The organism is Micromonospora lutea, from assembly GCF_016863535.1.
GTDB lineage: Bacteria > Actinomycetota > Actinomycetes > Mycobacteriales > Micromonosporaceae > Micromonospora > Micromonospora lutea.
Map to the genome: position 1 here is coordinate 244,050 of NZ_BOPB01000001.1, position 21,490 is coordinate 265,539.

Annotated in this window: 16 protein-coding genes and 1 pseudogene; 13 read left to right on the forward strand and 4 right to left on the reverse strand. The window is 71.2% G+C overall.

Features of this window, described 5'->3' with window-relative positions; genetic code table 11:
* The first annotated feature begins 193 nt into the window (after positions 1-193).
* A complete protein-coding gene (locus Vlu01_RS01160; RefSeq protein WP_203991264.1) occupies positions 194-1,495 on the forward strand; it encodes a metallopeptidase domain-containing protein in 1,302 nt (433 codons plus the stop codon).
* Between the two features lie 58 nt (positions 1,496-1,553).
* On the opposite strand, the gene ppc is transcribed toward Vlu01_RS01160, so the two are convergent.
* Positions 1,554-4,340, reverse strand: a complete 2,787-nt coding sequence (ppc, locus tag Vlu01_RS01165; RefSeq protein WP_203991267.1) for a phosphoenolpyruvate carboxylase — start codon at positions 4,338-4,340, stop codon at positions 1,554-1,556.
* 172 nt (positions 4,341-4,512) lie between these two features.
* Between ppc and Vlu01_RS01170 the strand changes: the two are divergent.
* A pseudogene (locus Vlu01_RS01170) lies at positions 4,513-5,554 on the forward strand (S66 family peptidase).
* Positions 5,555-5,658: 104 nt separating this feature from the next.
* Here the strand turns inward: Vlu01_RS01170 and Vlu01_RS01175 are convergent.
* Positions 5,659-6,219: a hypothetical protein gene (locus tag Vlu01_RS01175; RefSeq protein ID WP_203991270.1), complete on the reverse strand. Its 561-nt coding sequence runs from the start codon at positions 6,217-6,219 to the stop codon at positions 5,659-5,661.
* 116 nt (positions 6,220-6,335) lie between these two features.
* Positions 6,336-7,265, reverse strand: a complete 930-nt coding sequence (locus Vlu01_RS01180) for a cyclase family protein (protein ID WP_203991273.1) — start codon at positions 7,263-7,265, stop codon at positions 6,336-6,338.
* A 284-nt stretch (positions 7,266-7,549) separates the two neighbouring features.
* Here Vlu01_RS01180 and mfd point away from each other — a divergent pair, with 284 nt between their 5' ends.
* The 4 genes from mfd (at position 7,550) to Vlu01_RS01200 (ending at position 14,662) form a co-directional block, all read left to right on the forward strand.
* A complete protein-coding gene (mfd, locus tag Vlu01_RS01185) occupies positions 7,550-11,206 on the forward strand; it encodes a transcription-repair coupling factor (protein ID WP_203991276.1) in 3,657 nt (1,218 codons plus the stop codon).
* Between the two features lie 13 nt (positions 11,207-11,219).
* Positions 11,220-11,966 carry a hypothetical protein gene (locus Vlu01_RS01190; RefSeq protein WP_203991279.1) on the forward strand — a complete coding sequence of 249 codons (747 nt, stop codon included), beginning with the start codon at positions 11,220-11,222 and terminating at the stop codon, positions 11,964-11,966.
* A 2-nt stretch (positions 11,967-11,968) separates the two neighbouring features.
* Positions 11,969-12,949, forward strand: a complete 981-nt coding sequence (locus tag Vlu01_RS01195; protein ID WP_203991283.1) for a nucleoside triphosphate pyrophosphohydrolase — start codon at positions 11,969-11,971, stop codon at positions 12,947-12,949.
* Positions 12,950-13,042: 93 nt separating this feature from the next.
* Complete coding sequence (locus tag Vlu01_RS01200; RefSeq protein WP_203991286.1) at positions 13,043-14,662, forward strand: DUF885 domain-containing protein; 1,620 nt, start codon at positions 13,043-13,045, stop codon at positions 14,660-14,662.
* Positions 14,663-14,677: 15 nt separating this feature from the next.
* Here the strand turns inward: Vlu01_RS01200 and Vlu01_RS01205 are convergent, their stop codons facing one another.
* Positions 14,678-15,370: a hypothetical protein gene (locus Vlu01_RS01205; protein ID WP_203991289.1), complete on the reverse strand. Its 693-nt coding sequence runs from the start codon at positions 15,368-15,370 to the stop codon at positions 14,678-14,680.
* A gap of 222 nt (positions 15,371-15,592) precedes the next feature.
* On the opposite strand from Vlu01_RS01205, the gene eno reads away from it, so the two are divergent.
* The 7 genes from eno (at position 15,593) to Vlu01_RS01240 (ending at position 21,468) form a co-directional block, all read left to right on the forward strand.
* Positions 15,593-16,876: a phosphopyruvate hydratase gene (gene eno, locus Vlu01_RS01210; protein WP_203991293.1), complete on the forward strand. Its 1,284-nt coding sequence runs from the start codon at positions 15,593-15,595 to the stop codon at positions 16,874-16,876.
* 29 nt (positions 16,877-16,905) lie between these two features.
* Positions 16,906-17,526, forward strand: a complete 621-nt coding sequence (locus Vlu01_RS01215) for a septum formation initiator family protein (RefSeq protein ID WP_203991296.1) — start codon at positions 16,906-16,908, stop codon at positions 17,524-17,526.
* A gap of 51 nt (positions 17,527-17,577) precedes the next feature.
* Positions 17,578-18,135: a DUF501 domain-containing protein gene (locus tag Vlu01_RS01220; protein WP_203991308.1), complete on the forward strand. Its 558-nt coding sequence runs from the start codon at positions 17,578-17,580 to the stop codon at positions 18,133-18,135.
* A complete protein-coding gene (locus Vlu01_RS01225; RefSeq protein WP_203991310.1) occupies positions 18,132-18,644 on the forward strand; it encodes an amino-acid N-acetyltransferase in 513 nt (170 codons plus the stop codon). Before Vlu01_RS01220 ends, Vlu01_RS01225 begins: the two co-directional genes overlap by 4 nt.
* Positions 18,645-18,992: 348 nt before the next feature.
* Positions 18,993-19,937, forward strand: coding sequence for a Ppx/GppA phosphatase family protein (locus tag Vlu01_RS01230; protein ID WP_239095628.1), 945 nt, complete (start codon positions 18,993-18,995; stop codon positions 19,935-19,937).
* 111 nt (positions 19,938-20,048) lie between these two features.
* Positions 20,049-20,735, forward strand: coding sequence for a dienelactone hydrolase family protein (locus Vlu01_RS01235; RefSeq protein ID WP_203991315.1), 687 nt, complete (start codon positions 20,049-20,051; stop codon positions 20,733-20,735).
* On the forward strand, positions 20,728-21,468 hold the full coding sequence (locus tag Vlu01_RS01240) for a uracil-DNA glycosylase (RefSeq protein ID WP_203991318.1): 741 nt from the start codon (positions 20,728-20,730) through the stop codon (positions 21,466-21,468). The genes Vlu01_RS01235 and Vlu01_RS01240 overlap by 8 nt, the downstream gene beginning before the upstream one ends.
* Positions 21,469-21,490: the final 22 nt, after the last annotated feature.

Genomic DNA, 21,490 nt, shown 5'->3' on the forward strand with positions numbered 1-21,490 from the left:
CCGCCGCGCGGAATATCGGCCGAAGATGTTTCGGGCGTCACGGCCGGCCCGGCATCGTCGGATCCCCGGCGGTCGGCAAGCCGACTCGTCCGCTGCCAACCACCGAATCCCGTTGTCTGATGCTCGCACCGTCCCAACTGCCGGTACACCCACAATGGAGGTTCGCGTGCGTTCTAGAGTCGCCCGGAGGGTCATGGCGGGTGCCCTGGCCCTCGTCGGTGCCCTGGCCGGTGCCGTCTTGGTGCCGGCCGGGCCCGCGTCGGCCACCCCGATCCGGAACAACACGCCCTGGTCGATCCTGCTGTGCCGGTTCAGCGACCGGCCCGCCACCCCGCAGCCGCCGTTGTTCTTCGCCAACTTTCTCACCCCGGCGGGTGCGGGCACCGGCGGCGTGGCCGACTACTTCACCGACCAGTCCGGCGGTCGCGTCTCGTTGGCCGGATCGGCGGTACGGGGCTGGTACACGATGTCCTGGACGCTGGACGACTACCGGGACATCAGCCGGGGGACACGGATCCAGCGGTGTATCGACACCGCGGCCGCGAACGGCTACACCGTGCCGGCCGGCCACCGCATCGCCGTGATGCTCAACGACTGGGTCGACTCGGGTGCCTCCGGTGGCCGGGTGCTGCTGGACCCCGGTGCGTGGAACGTCGGCTTCGCCGCGCACGAGATGCTGCACGGCATGGGCCTGGGCCACTCGTACTCCAACGACACCACGTACCAGAACGCGTCCTGGTCGCAGCCGGGCGAGTACGACGACCCGTGGGACGAGATGAGCGCGATGCACATCTACGCCTTCGCCACCGCGAACTACGGCACCAGCGCGGTCGGGCTCAACGGCCCGCACCGCGACGAGATCGGCTGGCTGCCGAAGAACCGGATCTTCACCATGGGCGCGGACGGGGTCGGCACCCGGACGATCTCGCTCGCCGCGCTGGAGACGCCGACGGCGAGCGGACCGCAGCTGGTCCGGATCCCGTTCAATCCCGGTGACCTGTTCAACTACTACACCGTCGAGTACCGCCGCAAGACCGGCTGGAGCGCCGGTATCCCGGCCGACACCGTCCTGTTGCACGAGGTCCGCGACGGCACCCCCTATCTGCTGCGCACCGGACCCGGAGGCGGTCCCGCGCAGTCGCTCAACGCCAACGGGGTGCAGATCAGCGTCAACGGCCGGTCCGGCAACAACGCCACCGTCACCGTCACCACCGACATCGTCAACCGCTGCCTGCAGGGGTACGTCTGGCGTGAGGCCCGGCCCAGCGACCGGGTCTGCGTGACCGGCGCGACGCGCACCCAGGTCGCGGCCGACAACGCGGCGGCGGCGTCGCGGTGGGTCAACGGGGCGTACGGGCCGCACACCTGCATTTCCGGGTACGTCTGGCGGGAGGCGTTCATCGGTGACGATGTCTGCGTCACCGGCGCCCAGCGCACCCAGGCGGCGGCCGACAACGCTGCGGCGGCGAGCCGGGTGCTCCGACCGGGAGGCTGATGTTGGGAAGGGCCCCTTCCTCTACCGTACGCGTTAGGAAGGGGCCCTTCCTTACTCCTCAGCCGGTGTTGCGCATGCCGGCGGCGATGCCGTTGACCGTGGTGAGCAGGGCCCGCTCCAGGGCGGTGCCGTCGCTGGGGGCACGCCGGCCACCCGGCGCGGTCGCCACCGATCGTCCGGCCGCCCCTGACTCGCGGTACTGCCGCAGCAGCGCCACCTGGAGGTGGTGCAACGGTTCCAGGTAGGTGTCGCGTACGGCGAGGGTGCGTTGCAGCACCGGGGAGTTCTCCAGCAGGTCGGGTGAGTCGGTGACCGCCAGCACCTCGCGCCGGGTCAGCTCGTACTCCTGCTCGATCTTGTCGAAGATCGGGTGCAGCTTCTTCGGGACCAGGGTCTCCACGTACCGGCGGGCGATGCCGAGGTCAGTCTTGCTCAGCATCATCTCCACGTTGGACAGGAACGTGCGGAAGAAGTGCCAGTTGCGGTGCATCTCGGCCAGCACGTCCGCCAGACCGGCCTCCCGCGCGGCGGCCAGGCCGGAGCCGACCCCGAACCAACCGGGCACGATCTGTCGGGTCTGGGTCCAACCGAACACCCACGGAATGGCCCGCAGCCCGGACAGCCCGGCACCGGTGTTCGGCCGCTTCGCCGGCCGGGAGCCGATGTTCAGCGCACCGAGCAACTCCGTCGGGGTGGAGGCCCAGAAGTACGCGGGCAGGTCCGGATCCTCCACCAGCGACCGGTACGACCGGAAGGCCGACTCGGACACCGCGTCCATCGTCGCGTCCCAACGTTCCAGCATCTCAGCGGGTTGCCGGGGCGCGGTGTGCAGCAGCGTCGCCTGGAGCACGGCGGCCACGCTCAGCTCCAGGTTCTCCCGGGCCAGCGCCGGCAGCGTGTACTTGTCGGAGATCACCTCGCCCTGTTCGGTCACCTTGATCTCGCCGTCGAGGGTGCCGTACGGCTGGGCCAGGATCGCGTCGTGCGTGGGGCCGCCGCCGCGCCCGACCGTGCCGCCCCGGCCGTGGAAGAGCCGCAGGTGCACTCCGTGCCGGGCGGCCACGTCGCGCAGTGCCCGCTGCGCCCGGTGGATGGACCACTGGCTGGTGGTGATGCCGGCCTCCTTGTTGGAGTCGGAGTAGCCGAGCATCACCTCCTGCACGTCTCCCCGGGCCGCCACCAGCGCCCGGTACGCCGGCAGCGACAGCAACTCGTCGAGCAGTTCGCCACCGGTGTTCAGCTCGGCCGGGGTCTCCAGCAGCGGCACGAAACCGATCCGGGCCCGGCCGCTGTGCACGTCGACCAGGCCGGCCTCGCGGGCGAGCACCACCGCGGCGAGCACGTCGTCGACGCCGAGGGTCATCGAGATGATGTACGACTCGATCACCTCGGAGCCGAACCGGTCCTGCGCCTCGCGGATGGTGCCGAACACGTCGAACGTCTTGCGGGCCGACTCGCTCAGCGGCGTGTCCGCGGTCGACAACGGCCGACGGCCGGTCAGCTCGTCGGCGAGCAGCTTGGTGCGCTCCAGCCGGCTCAGCGACGGGTAGCCGTCGACCTCGCCCACCGCCGCGTACAACTGGGTGAGGACCTCGTGGTGCTTCTCGGCGTGCTCACGGACGTCCATGGTCGCCAGGTGCAGGCCGAACGCCGAGACGGTACGGATGGTCGAGGCGAGCCGGCCGACGGCGGTCAGCTGACCGGAGTTGCGGGCCAGCGAGGCGCGCAGCAGATCCAGGTCGGCGATCAGCTCGGCCGAGCCACGGTAGTCCCGCCCCGGCACGTGCGGCGTGCCCTGACGCAGCCGGGCCCGGGTGTTGGCGAGCTTGGCGCGTACACAACGGGCCTTGAGCCGGTACGGCTCCTCCGCGTTGACCCGGCGGAACCGGGGTGCCACCTCGGGTAGCGCGTCGAGGTCGGCGGCGAGGCTGGCGGAGAGGTCGAGCGACACCCCGCGCAACCGGCGGGAGACCGACACCTCGTTGATCAGCTCCTCCATCGCCGCCTCGGTGGCGGTCAAGCCATGCTCGTGCTGAATGGCCAGCACCTCACGGGTCACCGTCGGAGTGACGAACGGGTTGCCGTCCCGGTCGCCGCCGATCCAGGTGCCGAAGGTCAGCGGCCGGGCCGTGGGGGAGGTCTCCACACCGAGGGTACGCAGCGTCTCGGCGAGGTCGTCGAGCACCTGCGGAGCCGCCTCGGCGTACAGGTCACGCAGATAGTAGATGGCGTTGCGCGCCTCGTCGGTCGGGTCCGGCCGGTCCAGGCGCAGCTCGTCGGTCTGCCACATCAGGTCGAGCAGCTCGGCCAGCCGCCGGTTCGCCGGGCCCTCGTCGCTGGCACCGTAGAGGATCGCGTTGGCCGTCTCGGCGTCCAGTTCGTCGGCGATCGCGCGCAGCTTCGACAGGATCGACCGGCGGGCCGCCTCGGTCGGGTGGGCGGTGAAGACCGGACGAACCGCCAACCGGCGGGCCACCGATGCGATCTCCTCGGCCGGCACCCCGCGTTCGGCGATCATCTTGGCCGCCTGGTCCAGCCAGCCGCCCTGGATGGCGCGGCGACGGCGCAGGTCACGGGCGCGGTGCACCTGCTCGGTGATGTTGGCCAGGTGGAAGTAGGTCGAGAAGGCCCGCGCCAGCTTGGTGCCGGTGGTCACATCGAGCCCGCCGAGCCGCCGGGCGGCGGCCGGGGCGTCGGTGCGTACCTGGGCGCGGATCTCCTCGACCAGGTCGAGCAGTGGGCGCCCCTCCTGACGGGCCAGAGTTTGTCCGAGCAACGTGCCCAGCCTGCGGATGTCGGCGCGCAGGGCGGCGTCGGGGCCGTCGTGATCATGCTGGTCGGTCACCATGCGCTCCTCACCTCAGTACGAAGGACAGCGCTGTCCGACTCCCCCGATCGTATCCACGCCACCCCTGATGCAAGGAAGGGCCCCTTGTTAACGCCTCGTGTAGAAGAAGGGTCCCTTTCTAACATCGTCGGGTGGAAACTCGCTTCCCGCGGTCTTTAACCTGCGGGTCATGGGAACACCGATATACCCGCCCAAGCCACGGCCCGGCGACCGCGTCGCGGTCGTCTCACCCTCCGCCGGCCTGCCGGGCCTGTTCCCCCACGTGTACGAGCTGGGCCTGCGTCGGCTGCGCGAGGAGTACGGCCTGGAGCCGGTGGAGTACCCAACCACCCGGATCATGGGTGCCGACCTGCGTGACCGCGCGCGGGACCTGACCGACGCCTTCGCCGACCCCACGATCACCGCCGTGCTCGCCACCGTCGGTGGCGAGGACCTGATCACCGTCACCCCGCACCTGGACGACGCTGTGCTGCGAGCCAACCCGAAGCCCTACTTCGGGTACTCGGACAACACCAACCTGCTCAACCATCTGCACCGGCTCGGCATCGTCAGCTATCACGGTGGCTCGGTGCTGGTGCACCTCGGCCGGTCCGGCGCGCTGCACCCGCTGACCGCCGACTCGCTGCGCGCGGCGCTGCTGACCTCGGGTGGGTACGACCTTGCCCCGGCGACCGAGTGGGGCGACGAACCGCGCGACTGGAACGATCCGGCGTCGCTGGCGGACGAGCCGGTGATGTCTCCCGGCACCGGCTGGAGCTGGCAGGGCCCCGCCACGGTGGTCGAGGGCCGTACCTGGGGTGGAAACCTGGAGGGTGTTGCACTGGCTGCTCGCCGCCGACCGGGTCGCGCCGGTCGACCAGCTCGCCGGCTCGGTCTTCCTGATCGAGACCTCCGAGGAACTGCCCCCGGCCACGGAGGTGTACCGGATGCTGCGCAACCTCGGCGAGCGCGGCCTGCTCGCCGCCTTCCCGGCCGCGCTGGTGGGCCGGGCCAAGGCGTGGAACTTCGACCGCCGGCTCACCCCGCAGGAGAAGACGGGGTACGCCCGGGAGCAGCGCGCCGCGATCACCCGAGCCTTCGCCGAGTACGCCCCGGCCGCGGTCCTGGTCTTCGACGTCGACCTCGGCCACACCGACCCACAGTTGATCATCCCGTACGGCGGTGACGTCCGCATCGACGCGGTTGACCGCCGCATCTCGGTGCGCTACTGACCGCTGCGGTTGCGCACGAGCCCAGAACGTCGGGCCCCGCGATCTTGGACAGTTTCCGTTAGCAGCTAACGGAAACTGTCCAAGATCGCACCGCTGCAGGGGTGTCAGGTGAGGGGGCAGCGGCCGGCGCTGAAGTGGGCGACGGCCGCCAGGATGTCGGCCTCGGACTTGTCGGCGAAGTTGAGGGTGGCGACAAGCCCGGAACCGTAGAAGGCGCTCAACAACCCGGTGTCCAGCGCGGTGTACGCGCCGAGGTTCCGCAGGGCGTCCGCGTCGCGCGGCCGGACGACCAGCATCTTCTCCAGGCTCCAGCGGCGTCGCGAGATCTGCGCGACGCCCTCCCAGGGCAGCCAGATAGCCTGGCCCCGGGTCGGCCGGGTACGGATCCAGAGACCCGCCGGGCCCAGCGCCAGCACCGGGCCGCCGGAGCCGATCAGCCACAGTTGGAGGCCCAGCGGCAGGCACACAGCGGCCAGCAGGCAACCGAACACTCCCACGACGGCGAGGAACGACTCCCTCCCGGTAGCGGCCGAACTCGCGATGCCGCCCCCGAGGCAGCAGGCGAACGGCACGATGAGCACCAGGGCGAGACCCAGGAAGACCAGGCCACGCTTGGTGACGTTGGGGCGTACGACGAAGGGCTGGTCCTCGGGGATGCGTCGCACGACGGGGCGTGGTTGACCGCCCGGCGGCGGGAAGCCAGGTGGGTACGGTCCGAGGGGGCCGCCGGGCGGTTGGGCGCCGTAGGAGGGGTCCGGCGGGAATTCGGGTGGTGGGGTGCTCACCTGTCTCGCTCTCGGTCGATGGTGGCGAAGGCCCGGACGGGAAGGGTGCCCATGCCGGCGACCCTCGGTGGGGCGGCGGTGAACCGGAAGCCGTCCGGCGGCAGCGCGGCCAGCCCGGTGAGGTGTTCCACGATCGGGATACCGGCGGCCAGCAGGGCACTGTGCGCCGGGCGCTGACCGCCCGCCGCCGGACCCATGTCGTCGATGTTGATCGAGTCGATGCCGACCAGGACCGCACCGGCCTGCACCAGCGCCTGCGCGCCGTCGCCGGTCAGGTAGGGCGCCTCCGGCGCGCCGTACCGGTCGGTGCCGAAATGCACGTCCCAGCCGGTGTGCAGCAGCACGGCCTTGCCGCTGACGTTGTACGGTGCCAGCAGCAGGCGGTCCACCGCGCGGGCCCCGGCGGGCAGCCGTACGACCAGGGCGGGCAGGTCGGCGAGGCGGTCCAACGGGGTGGCGGCCAGGTCGGCGCCGTCGGCGTACCGGTGGGCAGGCGTGTCCAGGTAGGTGCCGGTGTTGGCGATCATGTCGATCCGCGCCACGTGGAACTCGGTGCCCGGAGCGTAGTGCTGCCGGGACGCCTCCCGGGTCAGCCAGTCGGTGATTCGGGGCGCCGGCCAGCCGGGCAGGGTGATCATCCCGTCGTGGATCACGTGACTCAGCTCGACGAGCCGCCGGCCCTGGGTGGCGTCGGCCACGCCCCTGACGGCCCGTCCGCCCTTGTGGGTTTCCTCGATGACCGTCTTGTTGGTGATCTGCACGTCGGACACCATCAGCAGGCCGAGATGTCGGACGAAGAGCGCTGCCAGGTCGCCGTCGTCGATCCCGTTTCCCGGTATGTCCAGCCGGAATCCCTCGGTGCTCAGGCCCCCGCCGTTGGCGAAGGCGACCACCGCGTCGAACTGCACCCGCCACTGACCACTCACCTGCCCAGCCGATCACCCTCCGCCCGACCAGTCAAGATCCATCTTGGTCGCCACGGTTCAGGTCGAGGCGACAACTTCGGGGGAAGTGCGGCTCCTCGCGCATAGCAGGCAGCACTTTCGCCGAAGTTGCACACGCTTCGGGGCTGGTGGCGCTCCTGCGAGGCGCCGCACCAGGGAGTGGGAAGCGGGGAGACGGTCGGGGGGCAGAGCTAGGCTGGCATCCGTACACCCCCCGTCCGGTCTGGACGCGGGGTGATCGTCGTGTCCCCATCTCGGAAGTGATCATGACTGCGCTCACCGGACTGTTCGCCGCCGCCCTGGCCGACCCGGGCCTCGCCCGGGTCCGTGACCTGGCGCGCTCCGGTGCGGCCCAGGTCGACGGGCTCGACCTGACCGCTCCGCCCGCGCTGCGCCCGTTCGCGGTCGCCGCGGTCGCGGCGGATCCGGGAGACGGCCATCCGACGACCGGTGGAGCGGGGCGGGCGGTGCTTGCGGTGACCGCCACCAGCCGCGAGGCCGAGGATCTGGTCGCCGCGCTGGGCAGCCTGCTGCCACCCGAGCAGGTGGCGTTCTTCCCGAACTGGGAGACCCTGCCGCACGAGCGGCTCTCGCCCCGCTCCGACACGGTCGGCCGGCGGCTGGCCGTGCTGCGCCGGCTCGCGCATCCGGACTCGGCGGACGCGCACGGGCGTACCGGTCCGTTGCGGGTGGTGGTGGCCCCCGTCCGCTCGGTGCTGCAACCCCAGCTCAAAGGGCTCGGCGATCTGGAACCGGTCCGGCTCGCCGTCGGTGACGAGGCCGATCTGGAGCAGGTGGCCCGCCGGTTGACCGACATGGCGTACGCGCGGGTCGACCTGGTCACCAAGCGGGGCGAGTTCGCCGTGCGCGGCGGCATCCTCGACGTCTTCCCGCCCACCGACGAGCATCCGTCCCGGGTCGAGTTCTGGGGCGACGAGGTGGAGGAGATCCGCACCTTCGCCGTCGCCGACCAGCGCACCATCGAACAGGTCGCCCAACTGTGGGCGCCTCCGTGTCGCGAACTGCTGCTCACCCCGGAGGTCCAGGAACGGGCCGCCGCGTTGGCGCGGCAGCATCCCGAACTGGCGGAGATTCTCGACAAGCTCGCCGGTGGGGTGCCGGTCGAGGGGATGGAGTCCCTGGCCCCGGCGCTGATCGGCAACGACTCGATGGAGTTGCTGCTGGCCTGCATGCCGGCCGGCACCCACGTACTGCTCTGCGACCCGGAGCGGATCCGCACCCGGGCGCACGACCTGGTGCGTACCTCCGAGGAGTTCCTTCAGGCCAGCTGGGCTGCGGCCGCCGTCGGTGGCCAGGCCCCGATCGACCTGGACGCGGCCGCCTTCCACACCCTCGCCGACGTACGCGCGCACGCCGCGACCCTGCGCCAGCCGTGGTGGACACTGTCCCCCTTCGGGCTGGCCGAGGCGGGCACCGGGCAGCGACAGCCGTGGGAGGACGAGCCGGAGACGGTCGACGTCACTCCCGACGACGCCATCGCGGTGGCCCTGACCGCCCAGCCCGCCCCGCTCTACCACGGCGAGACCGCCCGGGTGGTCGACGACCTCAAGCGCTGGGCCGGTGAGGGCTGGTCCGTCGCGCTGGTCTTCGAAGGCCACGGTCCCGCCCAGCGGGCCGTCGAGGTGCTGCGCGACGGCGGCCTCGGGGCCCGGATGACCGAGCAGGTGCCGGCCGCACCCGCCCCGGGCGAGCTGCTGGTCACCTGCGGCAGCCTGACCAGTGGTTTCGTCGACGAGGCGGCCCGGTTCGTGCTGCTCACCGGCAGCGACGTGACCGGCGGTCGGGGTGCGTCGACCCGGGACATGCGCAAGATGCCGAGTCGGCGGCGCAACACCATCGACCCGCTGGAACTGCGCGCCGGCGACCACGTGGTCCACGAGCAGCACGGCATCGGCCGCTACGTCGAGCTGGTGCAGCGCACCGTCAACGGAGCGTCGAGGGAATACCTGGTCATCGAGTACGCCCCGAGCAAGCGCGGCCAGCCCGGTGACCGGCTCTTCGTCCCCACCGACCAGCTCGACCAGTTGAGCCGCTACGTCGGCGGTGAGCAGCCCACCCTGCACAAGATGGGCGGCTCGGACTGGCAGAAGTCCAAGGCCCGGGCCCGCAAGGCGGTCCGCGAGATCGCCGCCCAGCTGATCCAGCTCTACGCCGCCCGCAAGGCGTCCAAGGGGCACACCTTCGCCCCGGACACCCCGTGGCAGCGGGAGCTGGAGGACGCCTTCCCCTGGCAGGAGACGCCCGACCAGCTCGCCGCCATCGAAGAGGTGAAGCGGGACATGGAGCAGAGCGTGCCGATGGACCGGCTGATCTGCGGCGACGTCGGCTACGGCAAGACCGAGATCGCGGTACGCGCGGCGTTCAAGGCGGTGCAGGACGGCAAGCAGGTCGCGGTGCTGGTGCCCACCACGCTGCTGGTGCAGCAGCACTACAACACCTTCGCCGAGCGGATGAGCCAGTTCCCGGTGACCCTCCGGCAGCTGTCGAGGTTCCAGACGCCGAAGGAAGCCGAGCGGACCCTGGAGATGGTCGCCGACGGCACCGCCGACATCGTCATCGGCACCCACCGGCTGCTGGCAGCCGCCACCCGCTTCAAGTCGCTCGGGCTGGTCATCGTCGACGAGGAGCAGCGCTTCGGCGTCGAGCACAAGGAGCACCTCAAGTCGATGCGGGCCGCGGTCGACGTGCTGAGCATGTCGGCGACCCCGATCCCGCGCACCCTGGAGATGGCGATCACCGGCATCCGGGAGATGTCCACCATCGCCACGCCGCCGGAGGAGCGGCATCCGGTGCTCACCGCCGTCGGGGCGCAGGACGACCGGCAGGTGGCCGCCGCGATCCACCGTGAGCTGCTCCGCGACGGCCAGGTCTTCTACCTGCACAACCGGGTCGAGTCGATCGAGCGGACTGCGCGGAAACTGCGGGAGCTGGTGCCCGAGGCACGGGTCGCGGTGGCGCACGGACAGATGGGTGAGGACGCCCTGGAGAAGGTCATGGTCGGCTTCTGGGAGAAGGAGTACGACGTCCTGGTCTGCACCACGATCGTGGAGTCCGGCATCGACATCCCGAACGCCAACACGTTGATCGTGGAGCGGGCAGACCTGCTCGGCCTGGCCCAGTTGCACCAGATCCGGGGCCGGGTGGGCCGGGGCCGGGAGCGGGCGTACGCGTACTTCCTCTACCCGCCCGACAAGCCGCTCACCGAGCACGCCCACGAACGCCTGGCCACCATCGCCCAGCACACCGAGCTGGGCGCCGGCATGTACGTGGCAATGAAGGACCTGGAGATCCGGGGCGCCGGCAATCTGCTCGGCGGCGAGCAGTCCGGGCACATCGAGGGCGTCGGGTTCGACCTGTACGTCCGGATGGTCGGTGAGGCGGTGCAGGCGTTCAAGGGTGAGCGGCCCGAGGAAGAGAGCGACGTCAAGATCGACCTGCCGGTGGACGCGCACCTGCCGCACGACTACGTCGGCGTGGAGCGGCTGCGCCTGGAGATGTACCGCAAGCTCGCCGAGGCCCGCGACGAGGAGCGGTTGCGCGAGGTGGCGGCCGAGATGACCGACCGCTACGGTGAGCCGCCCGCGCCGGTGCAGAACCTGATCGCGGTGGCGCGCTTCCGGCTGCTGGCCCGCCAGTACGGCCTCACCGACGTCAGCATGCAGGGCAAACACCTCCGGTTCGGCCCGCTGCCGCTGCCGGACTCCAAGCAGCTGCGGCTCAAGCGTTACCACCCGGACTCGGTCTACAAGGCGGCCCTCGACCAGGTCAGCGTGCCTCGCCCGAGCACCCGTCGGGTCGGTGGTGAGCCGCTGCGTGACCAGGCCCTGCTGGAGTGGTGTGCCCAGCTCCTCTCCGACGTCCTCGGCACCCCCGCCGGTGTCACCGCTGGAGGAGGGGCATGAGAGAGTGACGGGCATGCGTGCACGCCGTCTTGTCGCCGTCGCCAGCGTGGCGATCGGCCTCGTCGCCCTGACCGGTTGCCGTTCCGAGCCGGGTGTCGCCGCGTACGTCGGCGATCACCGCATCACCGAGGACGCGGTCACCGAGGTCATCGACGACGCTTCGGCGAAGAACCCGCCCCCGGCCGCGGCGGACGAGGTGCCGCCCGGCCAGGAACCGCAGCTGCCCGGACGTAGCCAGGTGGTGAGCACCCTGGTACTCGCCGAGGTCTGCGAGCGGGTCTCGGCCGCCGAGGGCTACCGGCCGGAGGGACAGGTCGAACCCGCTCAGGTCGCCCAGGGTCTCGGGCTGAACCCCGAGACCGGGTACGTGCGGCAGGTCGCCGAGCTGTACACCTGTCTGTCGGCAATCCCGATCGGCGCTCCGGTGGCCCCCACCGAGCAGGAGCTGATCGACCTGGTCGCGGCCGGCAAGCGGGCCGGTGCGGTGCCGGCCGAGGTGACCGTCGAGCAGGCCGCCGCCCAGCTTGACGGCGACCAGCTGCGCCAGGCCCTGGCCAACCGCGACGCGCTGCGCGAGGCCGTCGAGGAGTACGACGTGACGGTCAACCCCCGGTACCGGCCGCTGCTGTTCCCGGTGCTGAGTTTCACCGGGCAGACCATCGCGGTGGGTGTGCCGCTGGGTGAGCCGGCCTCCGACGCGGTCAACGACATCTCCACCCCGAGGCCGCGGCCCGAGCCGTCCGTACCGACCGACGGCTGAACATGCCCCGCATCGTCCTGCTGGTGACCTCACCCCGGTTGCCGGCCGGTCTGCTGACGGCAGCCGCCTGGGACGTCGTACGCGCTGCTCCGGTGCTGGTCGCCGAGGAGAGCGAGCTGACCACGGCGCTGCGGTCGGCGGGCACCGAGGTGCGGGTGCTCGACGGGCCGCCGGTGCCGGCGCTGCTGGACGCGGTGGCGGCGCAGGACACGGTGGTCTGGCTGGCCGGCCCGACCGGGGACGAGTCGCTGGCCCGGGAGTTGGGGCTGCGACTGGCCCGTGAGCCGGGGCTGGCGGAGCTGGAGCTGATGTACGGCTCGTGGGATCCCCCCGGTGCCCGCCTGCTCGACGCGGTGGCGGTGCTCGACCGGCTGCTGTCGCCCGGCGGGGACCCGTGGAAGCGGGCGCAGACCCACCGGAGCCTGGCCGGGTTCCTGCTGGAGGAGAGCTACGAGGCGTACGACGCGATCAGCGCCGGGGACACCGACGCGCTGCGCGAGGAGTTGGGCGACGTGCTGCTCCAGGTGGTGCTGCACGCCCGGCTGGCCGAGGAGTTGCCCGAGGACGAACGCTGGACCGTCGACGACGTGGCCGGCGGCCTGGTCGACAAGATGATCCGGCGTAACCCGCACGTCTTCGCCGGTGCCGAGGCGGGCACCCTGGAGGAGATCACCGCGAACTGGGAGCGGATCAAGCAGGCCGAGAAGGCCCGCGACTCGGTGCTCGACGGCATCGCGCTGAGCCAACCGGCGCTCGCCCTCGCGGCGAAGATCCTGGATCGTGCCGCCCGAGCCGGCGTCACCGCCCCACTGCCGTCACCGGAGGCCCAACCCGACGCCGAGGCCGCCCTCGGCGCCCACCTGCTCGCCGCAGTCGCCCAGGCCCGCGAGGCAGCCCTTGACCCCGAAGCCGCCCTCCGCCGCACCGCCCTGGCCCTCGCCGACACCCTCCGCACCACCGAGCCGCCCGCCCCTCCGCGTTGATCATGAAGTTGTTGCATCCCCGATCGGCGTGTCGGGGCAACAACCTCATGATCAACGCGGCGAGTGGGGGTGGGTGGTGACTATCTTCGGGGGGTGGAACGGTTTCAGGTGGTGGGGGAGCGGGTTGTCGAGGCGTTGCTGGGGAGCCGACCGGCGCTCGCCGCGACGGCGGGGGATCATCGGGTCGACGATCGACTGCCTGACTACTCGGCCGACGCGGTCGCGGGGGACCGGGCGATGCTTGTCGATGCGGCGAGCGCCCTCGTGGAGATCGATCCCGATGACCTCGACGCCGAGGAACGCGTCGACCATGCCCTGCTCTCCGCCCTGGTCGACCAGGAACTGTTCGAGCTGACCGAGATCCGGGCGCACGAGTGGGATCCGCTCGCGCACAACCCGGGTCCGTTGCTGTACGCGCTGCTGTCCCGCCCCTATGCACCGGTGGAGGTGCGGACGACCGCCCTCGCCGGCCGGCTCGCCGCCGTACCGGACGCGTTGGCCACCGCGCGCGCGACGCTGCGCGACATGCCCCGGGTCCACGCCGAGACGGCGGTCGGGCAGTTCACCGGGGTGGCGGCACTCATCCGCGACGAGGTGCCCGCGCTGCTCGCGCAGGCGCCCGACGCCATCGGCCGGATCGAGCCGGCCGCCACCGCGGCCCTGGCCGCGCTCGACGAGTTCGTCGCCTGGCTGCGCGTCGGCCTGGCAGCGGACGCCGGGCCTGGCCGCGACCCCCGGCTGGGGCGGCGGCGCTGGGAGGCGCGACTGTGGCACACCCTCGACACCGAGCTGAGCGCCGCCGAGATCCAGCGCCGGGCCTGGGCGAACCTCGACCGGGTCACCGACGAGATCCGCGCGGCGGCGGTCGAGTTGGTCGGTGGTCCCGCCGACGACGAGACCGTACGCCGGGCACTGGACCTGCTCGCCGCCGAGCATCCCGCCGACCACACCATCGTCGACCTGGCCTCGATCACGCTGGACGAGGCGAGCGACTTCGTCCGGGCGCACGATCTGGTGAGCGTGCCGGAGGACCCGTGCGTCATCCAGGTGATGCCGCCGTTCGCCCGGGGCGTGGCGGTGGCCTACTGCGATGCGCCCGGCAATCTGGAGACAGCGGCCGTGCCGACGTTCTACTGCATCGCGCCGACCCCCGAGGAGTGGCCGGCGAGCCGGATCGAATCGTTCTACCGCGAGTACAACGACCACATGATCCGCAATCTCACCGTGCACGAGGCGATGCCCGGCCACTTCCTTCAGCTTGCCCACGCAAGACGCTTCGCCGGCTCCACCCGGGTACGGGCGTTGATCCGTTCCGGCCCCTTCGTCGAGGGGTGGGCGGTCTACGCCGAGGAGCTGATGGTCGGGCGCGGCTTCGGCGGCCTGCCGGTGCGGTTGCAGCAGTTGAAGATGCAGCTACGGATGACCCTCAACGCGCTGCTCGACCAGCTCACCCACGCCGAGGAGCTGCCCGAGGCGGAGGCGATGGCGCTGCTGACCGGACGCGGCTTCCAGGAGGAGAGCGAGGCGGCGGGCAAGTGGCGTCGCGCGCTGCTGACTTCGGCGCAGTTGTCGACGTACTTCGTCGGCTACAGCGAGATGGCCGAGATCGCCGCCGCCCGCCCACCCGACGTGCCGCTGCGGGACTGGCACGACGAGATGCTCGCCCACGGCAGCCCGCCGCCGCGCCATCTGCGTACCCTGCTGGACCGGTAGGAACGCCGCAGCGGGTCAGGGACCGGCGGGGCGTCGGTCCACCACGTCGGCGCCGGCCGGCAGGTCGAAGGCACCCCCGTCGACCTGGCCGCGGTAGCGGCTCAGCGCCAGCTCGACCGGTTGCCCGTCGAGCTGTCCGGTGAAGCTGCCCAGCGTGCCGTCGCCGGTCACGCAGGCGGTGAAGCTCTCCGCGTTCTGGCGTACGTCGACACAGGTGGCGTGGTGACCGACGACGGTGGTGCTGCGTTCGGTGATCACCGCGTCCGGGTCCAGCGCCGCCGAGGTCAGCAGGCCCATCACCATCGGCGGCGTGATCAGCCCCTGTAGCTCGGCCTCGGCGAAGACCACGACCGACGGCTTGCTGTTGGGGGCGGGCGGTGCCTCCAGGGTGCAGACGGTCCGGCTGCCGTCGGTGTCGCACCGGGTGGTCGCCTCGTCGGTGACCGTCACCTTCCCACCGGGCCAGGTGTAGCTGGACCGGGCCGGGTCCTGCGACTGGACGAACAAGGCGCGCTTCCCGCCGGCCAGCTGGTACTCCGCCGAGTAGGTCAGCTCCAGCGCCCGGTCCACCCGGGCGGCGAGGTCGTTGACGATGTCGGCTCGGCCCATGGCCCGGCCGGCGTCGTCCAGCGCCTGACAGCCGGTGACGGTGAGCAACGTGATGACCGACACAGCGAGCGTACGGAGAGTGGTCGAGGCGGCGGGCATGGCGACCAGCCTTGTCGATCGGGTCCCGCTCGTGCAAACCCGTTGCCGGTTGAGGCACGAGAATCCGGGAATGTCCGACCTGAGGATGACCGGAGCGTAGCCGTCGCCCCCGCCCGGTGGCCGCACCCGCGGGCCGGGACCGATACGCTGCGTTCAACACCTGCCTCAGCCGCACCGTCGCGGCCGATACCGGACGAGACCACACGAACGAGGAGCAACTCAGTGGCAACCATCGAGGTAATCGAGGCTCGGGAGATCCTTGACTCGCGGGGCAACCCGACGGTCGAGGTCGAGGTCGGGCTCGACGACGGGACGATCTCGCGGGCGGCGGTGCCCTCGGGCGCCTCCACCGGCGCCTTCGAGGCGATCGAGCTGCGCGACGGTGACAAGGGCCGCTACCTGGGCAAGGGAGTGGAGAAGGCGGTCGCCAACATCGAGGACCGGATCGTCGACCAGCTCATCGGCTACGAGGCCAGCGAGCAGCGGGCGATCGACCAGAAGATGCTCGACATCGACGGCACCGACAACAAGGCCGAGTTGGGTGCCAACGCGATCCTCGGGGTCTCCCTGGCCGTGGCCAAGGCCGCCGCCGGCAGTGCCGACCTGAGCCTCTTCCGCTACCTGGGCGGGCCGAACGCGCACCTGCTGCCGGTGCCGATGATGAACATCCTCAACGGCGGGGCGCACGCGGACAGCAACGTCGACATCCAGGAATTCATGATCGCCCCGATCGGCGCGCCCAGCTTCCGCGAGGCGCTGCGTTCCGGTGCCGAGGTCTACCACGCGCTCAAGTCGGTGCTGAAGAAGAAGGACCTGTCCACCGGCCTCGGCGACGAGGGTGGCTTCGCGCCGAACCTGCCGACCAACGCCGCCGCCCTGGACCTGATCGCGGAGGCGGTGGAGAAGGCCGGCTACCGGCTCGGCACCGACATCGTCTTCGCCCTCGACGTGGCCGCCACCGAGTTCTTCGCCGATGGCAGCTACACCTTCGAGGGCGTGGCCAAGAGTGCCGCGGAGATGAGCGAGTACTACACCAAGCTGGCCGACGCGTACCCGATCGTCTCCATCGAGGACCCGCTGGCCGAGGACGACTGGACCGGCTGGCAGACGCTGACCGCCGCGCTCGGCGACCGGATCCAGATCGTCGGCGACGACCTCTTCGTCACCAACCCGCAGCGCATCGCCCGGGGCATCGCCGAGAAGGCGGCCAACTCGGTGCTGGTCAAGGTCAATCAGATCGGCTCGCTCACCGAGACGCTGGACGCGGTGGACCTGGCTCACCGGGCCGGCTTCACGTGCATGATGAGCCACCGTTCCGGCGAGACCGAGGACACCACCATCGCCGACCTGGCGGTGGCCACGGGCTGCGGTCAGATCAAGACCGGTGCTCCGGCACGGTCGGACCGGGTGGCGAAGTACAACCAGCTCCTGCGCATCGAGGAGGAACTGGCCGACGCGGCGCGGTACGCCGGTGCCGGCGCCTTCCCGCGCTACCGTTCCGCCTGACGATTGCCGGACCTCGGGGGAGGGGTGTGATGCAGCAGCGCCGCACGCCGGGTGGTCAGCGTCCGGTCCGCCGTCCGGCGCGCGCCGGACGGCCCGGCACGGCCCGCGACAGTGGTGTCCGCGCCGAGTCGCGGTCCGCCGCCGGCCGTGCGCCGTCGGCCACCCGCGGTGCCGAGGGCGTACGCTCCGCCAAGCGCCCTGCCGCTGCCCGGCGTACGACGGCCGGCAGCGCGGTGACGCGGCTGTCCGCACCCCGTTCCCGAGGTCTCACCGGTCGGGCGACCGTGCTGTTCGCCGTGTTGATCGCACTGGCTCTCGCCTACACCTATCCGGTCCGGGTCTACCTCGACCAGCAGGCCGACATCGAGCGGATGGAGGCGTCGCAGGCCGCCCAGCGGAAGCTGATCGCCGAGCTGACCACGCAGGCGGAGAAGTGGCAGGACGAGGCGTACATCGAGACCCAGGCCCGGGAGCGGTTCTTCATGCGGCGGCCCGGCGAGAAGATGCTGATCCTGCTCGACGACCCGGCAGGCGCGGCCCGGGAAGCGGGCACCGGTGAGAGCCCGACGACCCCGGTCCCGCCCGACCCCTGGTACGACACGCTCTGGTCCAGCGTGCGGGCCGCTGACGCCCACCAGACCGAAGACTGAACGCCGAAGAGTGAACCACCGACGGTTCAGCACCCGACGAGAGATGGCATCGTGACTGTCGTACCCCCGCAGGAGCCGGCGGCGAATTCCGTACCCCTGCCGAAGCGGGAGCCGGCCACGCAGGCCGACCTGGCCGCGGTGGCCGCGCAGCTCGGACGCCCGCCCCGGGGCACCCGGGCGGTGGCTCACCGCTGCCCGTGCGGTCTACCGGACGTGGTCGAGACGACCCCCCGGCTGGCCGACGGCACTCCCTTCCCGACGCTGTTCTATCTGACCTGTCCGCGCGCGACCGCAGCGTGCAGCCGGTTGGAGTCGGCCGGTCTGATGAAGGACATGGCGGAGCGGCTGGCGGCCGACCCGGAGCTGGCGGCCCGGTACCGCGCGGCCCACGAGGACTACCTGACCCGCCGCGACGCCATCGCCGAAGTACCCGAGATCGCCGGTATCTCGGCCGGCGGGATGCCCGGCCGGGTCAAGTGCCTGCACGTTCATCTTGGCCACGCGCTTGCCGCCGGACCCGGGGTGAACCCGTTCGGCGACGAGACGCTCGACCTGGTGGAGCCCTGGTGGACGGCGGGACGCTGTGTCGATGTGCCGGAGGTCGGGTGAGTGACGGCGGTGTCGTGGTCCGTCGGGCCCGGACCGCCGACGTGCGGGCGATCCGACGGCTGGTCGACACGTACACCGACGACCGCCGGCTGCTCAGCAAGGCCACGGTGACCCTGTACGAGGACGTGCAGGAGTTTCGGGTCGCCTGCCGGGTCTCCGACGGCGCGGTGGTGGGCTGCGGCGCGCTGCACGTGATGTGGGAGGACCTGGCGGAGATCCGTACGGTGGCGGTCGATCCCAGTTGCCGGGGCCAGCAGATCGGGCACCGGATCGTCGCGGAGCTGATCGACGCGGCGCGGGACCTCGGGGTGGCCCGCATCTTCGTGCTGACCTTCGAGACCCGGTTCTTCGGTTCGTTCGGCTTCACCGAGATCGACGGCGCCCCGGTGCCGCACCCGGTCTACGAGCAACTGCTGCGCTCCTATGACGAGGGTGTCGCCGAGTTCCTCGACCTGGAACGGGTCAAGCCGAACACCCTCGGCAACACCCGCATGCTGCTACGCCTCTGACTCCCCCCGGCCCCTCCCCTGCCGGTGCCGGGCCGGGCGCCGCCGCCCTCTGCCGTGACCCCCGGTGACGTTCCCCGGCAGGTCGACTCACCCCCTCGCCACCTTTGCTCTGCTTAACTATGCGCACAGGTTTACCGTCAGTGATGGCTGATCCAATTTGCCGGGTAGAGAACCCCTGGTCAACAGCTTGTGCGTATGAGTAAGCAGAGCAAAGGATGCGAGAGGGGAGGGCGGGCCCTCGGCGCTCGGCTCCGGAGAGTCACCGACGCTCGCCCGCTACTGTCCGTGGTTGCGGCGGTGGGGTGGCGGGCTGGGGATGGCGGTAGGGTTTCCGTCGTGACGACACGCGTGGCGGCCATCGACTGTGGCACCAACTCGATCCGGCTGCTGGTGGCAGATCTGCCCGACCCGTCGGCCGGGCCCACCGCACCGCTTGTCGACCTGAGCCGACGGATGGAGATCGTCCGGCTCGGCCAAGGTGTGGACGCCACCGGTCGGCTCGCTCCGGAGGCGATCGAGCGGACCCGGGTCGCCCTCGCCGACTACGCCTCGGAGATAAAGCGGCTCGGGGCCGAGCGGGTGCGGATGTGCGCCACCTCGGCCAGTCGGGACGCGGAGAACGCCGCCGAATTCCGCGCCATGGTCGAGCGGACGCTCGGCGTCCCACCCGAGGTGGTCAGCGGTGACGAGGAGGCCCGGCTGTCGTTCACCGGGGCGGTGCGCGGTCTGCCCACCGACGCGCAGTCGCCGTACCTGGTGCTGGACATCGGCGGTGGCTCGACCGAGTTCGTCGTGGGCACCCGGGACGGTGGTGTCGACGCCGCCATCTCCATGGACATCGGCTGTGTGCGGATGACCGAGCGGCACCTGCACGGTGACCCGCCCGGCCTCGACGAGATCGCCGCGGCGCAGGCCGACATCGCGGTCGCGGTGGATCGGGCGCTGACGGCCGTGCCGGGACGGCAGGCGGCCACGCTGGTCGGGCTCGCCGGCTCGGTCACCACCGTGGTCGCGATCGCCGAGGGCCTCACCGGGTACGACCCGGGCCGTATCCACCACGCCCGGGTGTCGTACGAGCGGGTGGCGGAGGTCACCGCCGAACTGCTGGCCATGACGCGTGAGCAGCGGCTGGCCATCCCGGTGATGCATCCCGGTCGAGCCGACGTGATCGGTGCTGGCGCGTTGGTGCTCCGGGTGGCCATGGAACGGGCGGGCATGGCGGACGTGATCGCCTCCGAGCACGACATCCTCGACGGCATCGCCTGGAGCCTGGCAAACGCGAACAGGAGGTGAATGCCACTGTTCCGGCATCTTCCCGGCAATGGTCACCCCGTGGCAGGCTACCGGCACGTAGGACCACTGGGCGACCAGCCAACGATGACTGACCGCTAGGAGGACGGGCCGATGGGCGAGATGGTGACCTACCGTGGTGATGGCGGCACGGGTGAGGGATATCTCGCGATACCCACCACCGATGCGGCAAGCCCAGCGGTGATCGTGATTCAGGACTGGTGGGGCCTCGTGCCGCACATCAGGTCGGTGGTGGACCGCTTCGCCGAGGCGGGTTTCGTCGCCCTCGCCCCCGATTTCCGGCACGGCGAGCCAGCCGGGAAGCCGAGCGAGCCTCGGCGGTTGCTCAACGGGCCGCAGATGGACGAGACGGCACGGGAGATCGCCGCCGCCGCCGACTATCTCGCCGGTCGCGTCGAGGTCACCGGCAAGGTGGGCTGCGCCGGCTTCTGCGCCGGGGCCAGTCTGGCGTTGTGGGCGGCGAACTTCTCCGAGCGGATCGTCGCCACCGCGGCCTTCTACCCTCAGCTGCCCTGGGAGGGCATGCGTACCGAGTGGGCCGAGTACGCGGGCAAGGACGCGCTGGTGCACTGCTCCGAGGCGGACGGCACCTCGGCGGATCCGGGTGTGCAGGCGGTACGCCGAGCCATCGAAGTCTCCGGTGGCACCTGCCAGCTGCACGACTACCCGGGCACCGCGCACGCCTTCTTCAACGAGGACCGGCCCGAGAAGTTCGACCAGCGGGCAGCCACCAGTGCCTGGGCGCGCACTTTGGAACTCTTCCGGGCCAAGCTTGGCTGAGTCGCGTACCCCCGCCGAGGTCGTCGCTCGCGCCGCGCGGGCGACGGATCTGGCTGACCTGGACGCGGGCGTCGTCGACTGCTTCGCCTGCCCACGGTTGGTCGACTGGCGAGAGGAGGTCGCCCGCACGAAGCGGGCGGCCTTCCGCGATCAGGAGTACTGGGGACGGCCGGTGCCGGGCATGGGTGACCCGGCGGCCCGGATCGCCATCCTCGGTCTGGCCCCGGCCGCGCACGGTGGCAACCGCACCGGCCGGATCTTCACCGGCGACCGTTCCGGTGATGTGCTCTTCGCCGCTCTGCATCGGGCTGGCCTGGCCAATCAGCCGACCAGTGTGTCCGCCACCGACGGACTGGCGCTGCGGGCGACGAGAATCTTCTCCGCTGTACGCTGCGCGCCACCGGACAACAAGCCCACTCCGGGTGAGCGGGACACCTGCGCGCCCTGGCTGCACCGGGAGGTCGAGCTGATCCGGCCGACGCTGCGGGTGGTGGTGGCGCTGGGCGCCTTCGCCTGGGCCGCATGGTGGCCAGCGTTGCGCGCCGCGTACGGCGTCCGTCCGCCCAGCCCGCGACCGTCGTTCGGGCATGGGGCACACTGGTCCGGCACGGCCGTACCGGAACTGCTGGGTTGCTACCACGTCAGCCAGCAGAACACCTTCACCGGCCGGCTGACACCAGAGATGCTGGACGATGTGTTCGCTCGGGCGAAACAGCTGGCCGGGGTGGATTGAGGCGGCGGGGCGGTGACGATGG

Excerpts from the sequence above, each read along its gene's own strand:
- Vlu01_RS01160 (WP_203991264.1), top strand. The coding sequence starts at position 194 with ATGGCGGGTGCCCTGGCCCTCGTCGGTGCCCTGGCCGGTGCCGTCTTG.
- mfd (WP_203991276.1), top strand. The coding sequence starts at position 7,550 with ATGACTGCGCTCACCGGACTGTTCGCCGCCGCCCTGGCCGACCCGGGC.
- Vlu01_RS01190 (WP_203991279.1), top strand. The coding sequence starts at position 11,220 with ATGCGTGCACGCCGTCTTGTCGCCGTCGCCAGCGTGGCGATCGGCCTC.
- Vlu01_RS01195 (WP_203991283.1), top strand. The coding sequence starts at position 11,969 with ATGCCCCGCATCGTCCTGCTGGTGACCTCACCCCGGTTGCCGGCCGGT.
- Vlu01_RS01205 (WP_203991289.1), bottom strand. The coding sequence starts at position 15,370 with ATGCCCGCCGCCTCGACCACTCTCCGTACGCTCGCTGTGTCGGTCATC.
- Vlu01_RS01215 (WP_203991296.1), top strand. The coding sequence starts at position 16,906 with ATGCAGCAGCGCCGCACGCCGGGTGGTCAGCGTCCGGTCCGCCGTCCG.
- Vlu01_RS01235 (WP_203991315.1), top strand. The coding sequence starts at position 20,049 with ATGGGCGAGATGGTGACCTACCGTGGTGATGGCGGCACGGGTGAGGGA.